The 5,426-nt window shown below is 36.7% G+C and carries 2 protein-coding genes and 1 pseudogene; all 3 read right to left on the bottom strand.

Going from position 1 to position 5,426, the window contains the following annotated elements:
- A partial coding sequence (locus tag ACFIK1_RS04320) for a pertactin-like passenger domain-containing protein (protein WP_375662171.1) occupies positions 1 to 1,589 on the bottom strand: 1,589 nt, incomplete at its 3' end.
- 282 nt (positions 1,590 to 1,871) lie between these two features.
- Positions 1,872 to 2,106: pseudogene (locus tag ACFIK1_RS04315) on the bottom strand (integrase); the annotation flags it as partial.
- A gap of 314 nt (positions 2,107 to 2,420) precedes the next feature.
- A complete protein-coding gene (gene bafA / locus ACFIK1_RS04310; protein WP_375662170.1) occupies positions 2,421 to 4,985 on the bottom strand; it encodes a BafA family autotransporter in 2,565 nt (854 codons plus the stop codon).
- Between the last annotated feature and the right edge of the window lie 441 nt (positions 4,986 to 5,426).

Genomic DNA, 5,426 nt, shown 5'->3' with positions numbered 1-5,426 from the left:
GGACGCACAATCATTTGATCGGCTAAAGAGTGAGAAGAGGTTGAAACAGCAGTTTGTTGTTTTTCATCAGAAAGAGGATGAAGACCTGATGGAGGTAACGCTACAAGAGTCTGATTTTCTTGAGAGGGAGATACAGAAACACTAGAGACATTCTGTGCCCCTCTTAAATGACGTGGAGGTCGTGGTTTAGCTGGTTGCTTTATAGTAGGTTTACGAGAGCCTGTATTTTTTCCTCTAGAAGAAGCACCTTGATCAGATAATGCAAGAGGAATCTTCGTTTTCTTGTTTACACACTGTATTTCAGTATTCGAACGTGTCGTACCTTCAGAGGCTGAACTTAAATACCAAATTGTAGAATAACCACTAGCATCAGCACATCTTTCTCTCTTTCGTAAAACATACTGATAGGCTCCACCATCAACAGCTGTAATGTCCTTACCGGAAAGATCTTCCAGAGTAAAATTAGCGCCTCCAACTTTATCAGTAACTAAATTAATCCCTGTGACCAAACTATTCTGTTGTGAGAGAGGACCTGTAATTTCACGACCAGAATCTGCAACGCTTATTTTGTGATTACCTGAACCTTCATCAATCGACAAGTAATCACTTGAATTCCCCGTAGCACTAATATTGAATCGAAAATGTAAATCCCCTGAAAGTTTCTTAACATGAAGTGAAATATGTCGTGGATCATACGGTATAGAAGTAAAAATAACAGTCCCTCCGTGCCCCCCTAAATCTTCAATTTCAATCTGAGGTTTTTCTCCCATATTCCGTTCACCAACCTCAAATATTGTTTCATCCACTCTGTCCTTCATAGGAATTTTTTTCTTAATCGTATGATTTGTCCTATCACCAGCGAATAAATAAAGTTCTCCGTGATCATTGATCCTTACTTCTCCAAGGACATCTTGTATACCAACATGGAACCACGATTTAGCAAAGTTGTTAATAGTCAGACCATCCACAAACCCTTCAGGATATACAACTTGAATAGCATGATCTTTCAAATTAGTAGCATAAGATTCTCCTAACGCTAAAACGTGTTGTCTCCCATTCCCAGAAACCTGAGCATACATTGATTTCCCTCCCTCTTTTCTTTGTCCTGCATAAAGATTTTGTTCTCCGTTATCTCCCACTTTCGTATACCAAACCCACGCTCCATCATACACATTCTGCTGTCCAACTGTTCCACCATCCCCAGTAACTGTGGAATTATATGCACTACTTTTTCTCTCCACGCTTGTAAGATCAATATATGGCTCTTCATGAATAAACTGCTGACCTCCCAAAATTTTGGCGTTCATTGCAATTCCTGCTCGTGTAACTATTTGTATCCCTCCTTTTTTAATAGTAGAACCTACAGAAGTTTTTCCATTTTCAACAAGCTCTATATCACCATATTCAATTGTAATATTATTTTTGAAAAAACTAGCAATCTGTTCTAATTTTTTTTCTTCCTCTTCTCTATTTACCACATGTATTGCTCTTGTTAGCACTCTATTCCTACTCTCAACTACACTTGCAGATTGCACAAGACAACTACTGATCATCAATACTGAAAAACTTAATTTGTATTTATACCGCATTATCCACACTCCACTCTCAATTATTTAGAAAAATACCCCGCGGCTACATAGGTAGCTCGTTTTAGATTGTATCATAATGTGTTTTATTTATGTCTAAATACAATTTTTTAGTGTATTTTTTAATTTAAACAACTTTAAGTTGTTTGTCTATAAACCACTAAAAAGCTCTAACTTAAGGCAGAAAAATTGAATAAAATTCAAAGTGTTTACTTAAATTCAAGGAATAATTTGCATATCTGGAATTATAGATGAAAAAAATGCTCGTGCCCTTTAATGGCGCCCCCCTTCACGTAAAACAAAACGCCATTGGGTTGTACATTCACGCACTTGTTTTAAAGAGACATCTTTCAATGCACTCAAGCCCATTTCGCGACGTCATCCATGAATAATGGTATACCGGTAAAGCCATTGCCCCCCAATCTTTACGCTTATGAAGAAGCGGGCCGGTATCATCATACACTTTGCCATCCCAATGTTGTGACAGCCCTTGACACTAGAGACGATTCATCAGAGACATTTTTACTTCTTTTTTGTATAGTTTTTATACACACCTTCATCCCGCTTGCGATGTGCCAAGCGAATAATTTTGATTGATTCAACATAAACAGATTTGGAATGAGAGAATCCTATGATTTTCGCGACTCTCATTCAACATGCATAGAAATGAATTATTATTATAAATTCAGTATGTTGCCTTTAAAAGAGAGAGTATAAAGACATTTCTACTATTTGAGAAAGTCCTTCCACTCTCGAGAAGACATAGCCGAACGTTATCTGTTTAAGTTTGCAAAACAATTACATTTGTAAAGTTAATCAGCCATGCACACATATTTAGAAACTATAGCGTAATCCTAAAATACCTTGAAGAGCATTCTTAATCTTATGTCCTTTTAGATAATGTGCTTCCGCATAAAGTGTTAGTTTATCATTGACCGAACCGTTTAAACCAATTCCCAATTTACCCGCACTGCCTGACAAATCTGTAATAAATTTATACTGGTTATTAATTGTCGTATAATTATTATTTATATTCTCACGCAACCAAGCTGCCATAATGTAAGCTGTTAATGAAGTTTCTGAACTCACAAAAAATTCATGTCCTGCAGTCAATCCAACTTCACTGCGGAATGAAGTTAATGGGCTTAGATCACCTATCATTCCATTGGAAAGTTTTATTCTTTTACCTTCAACCTGCAAACCTGTTAGCTTGATATAAGGCTGCATCCAAGTATTCTGTGCCGGTTCAAAATAACAACCAATCTCAAATGATCCACCTATCGCCCACTGATTGTAATGACTTTGAATGGCTAAACCATTCGTTGATATGGCTTTCAAATTATCTCGGTAATAATTATATTTCAAAACACCATCCATATACCATCCGCGATGATCAAAATAAGTTGCGTAAGTTCCAATGCTATAAGAGCTCAGATCACTATTACCACCTCGTGCATGAGAAATACGTGCTTGATCATAACTACCGAAACCACCAACATACAACTCTCCATGCCTTAATTCACTTAACTGATCAGCACCAAAGACTAAACCTGTCTGCCCAAGCTTAAAGTGTGTATGGCCTGTCGCAACACGTTCTCTGCTCTTAATCCCATAAGTCCATAGTTCGATATCTTTCTTATTTCTGTCCCAAATTTTTCTACCATTCCGTATAATTTGCAACTCATTATTAAAAATAAGTCCAGGAACTACGGACAACGTTAATACTGCATCTGTAGAGGGTGTCGTTGTTGTTTCACCAGGAACAAAAGGATTTTCCGGATCTGGAATAGAGGTTTCTGGTCCACTGAGGCGATCTGCAGATAAAAACCAAACTTTTCCATTTTCATCCTTTCTTTCTTTCAAATCATACATATAAGTTCCACCATCAATGGCGTTAATTTTGTCACCCTTAAGATCTGTCAGTGTAAAATGTGCTCCACCACTTTGATCCATAATTAAATCACGCTTATTTGAAAAAGGATCCGTGATTTCAACTCCAGAATCAGCAACACTTATCGTATGATTCCCAGCACCTTTCTCAACCAAGAGATAATCACCACGGTTATGGGCAATCGTAGTATTGAACGCGAAATGTAAATTTCCTGAAAGATTATTCACATGAAGCTGAGAATAATATGGATCAGAACCTGTAAACGAAAAAATAACACTCCCTTCACCACTTAATTTTTGTATCAAAGAACTTTTTCCATCAAACTCATCAGTAATAGAGTACAGTTTTGTATCTTTTCCATTTAAAATAATATCTTCTACTATGGTATGATGTTGATCATTCCCAGCATAAAGATGGATCTGCCCAGAATGATTTAACTGTGTCTTTCCTTCTAATGTTGCCCCAGCATGCACCCATGATTTTGTTTGATCATTCATTGTTAGATTTTTTACAGATCCATCAGTATATATTTCCTGAATAGCACTCTCATTTAAAATAACTCCAATAGCCTGACCGCCTTTTAAGATACGTTGTTTACCACCGCCAAAAACTTCTGTGTCAAATGCAAAACCACCATTTTTTGCACTTTGAGACTTTTGTCCAACCTCTTGGACACCCCCTTGCATAACTTTCGTATTCCAAACTTTTCCGCCATCATATACTTTTTGTTGGCCTAGTGTTTCATCTTGACCATAAATGATAGTATGAGAAGCACTACTCCCTTTAACCTCTCCTCCAACATCCCCCTCCCCGAAAACAAGTTGCTCACCACCATAAATTTTAGTCCCCTCTACTTTTCCTCCATTTCCAACACTTTGTTGTCCACCTTCTTTAACGACAGCATTTTTCGAAAAGCCTTGTTTTCCCTTTAAAGCCTCAACATTTTCAATTCCGCCATGTTCAATTTTACTATCCTCACTGAGTCCTCCTGCATACACATAAAGCTCTGCACCATTCCTTACTGTGTTATTAATGGATCGCCCTGGGCTATCAATTTCACCATCATTTGAAATGTATGCTTTACCTTCATTATCAAGGATATAATTTTCTAACAGTGCCCCATCTTTAATGGAAATAAGTTCAGGTTTTTTAAGAATTTTAGTATTGTGTTCTTGTACATTATTTTCAACATTTTCACGATGACTGCTGTCAAGCTCCTGTTGACTCACAAACACTCTAGCGCCCTTATCCTCAGTAAAATCGCTAGGCTTTTTTAAAAAGTCTAATTCATTACGCGCCCTTATAATAACATCATTAGATGCTCCAAGTATGCATCTTCCCGTTTTCATATCCTCATTGTATTGATCCTGAAATATTTTGCCATTTTCATAACTTGAAGATTGACAAAAAAGCGGTATCCCCCTCTCATTTGCAGCAGCAGCCTGCACAAAACAGCTGCTCAACATGAGTATCCAACAATGTCGTTTCCATTTATATTGTAGAGCCATATCCTCCCCCCTTTCACGCCTGCATAGACACTGAACGTAATTAGCTCTACAAAACATATTTTCAACCTTAGATTGCAATAATCCTTCTTAAAAATCCCCCTTATCTCATAAAAAACCGTTCTTTATAGTTTTTAAATACTTTTTTGATCAAGAATATAAGGGCGTTTTTATAGTGCTTCTTTAGCATTTCCTCAGAATTTTCTTATCAAAAAAAAGTAATGCATAATCAAGTATATAAGGGAATACAGTTTATCATGAACAACGAAGCTGCGTGCTCTGAAAAATTGTTCTCTGATGCTGCATTAAAAACTTAAAAAAACTAATCATACATTTAAAGATAACTAAAAAATAACCATATAATTAGAAACTATAGCGTACACCTAAAATACCCTGAAGGGACTGTTTTGTTTTACGCCCTTTAATATAATGTGCCTCACCATA

Origin of the sequence: Bartonella sp. OC16QHHD (assembly GCF_042194035.1) — a bacterium.
Classification (GTDB): domain Bacteria; phylum Pseudomonadota; class Alphaproteobacteria; order Rhizobiales; family Rhizobiaceae; genus Bartonella.
Note: the sequence above shows the minus strand (reverse complement) of the source record. Positions and strands in the feature narration are given on the sequence as shown.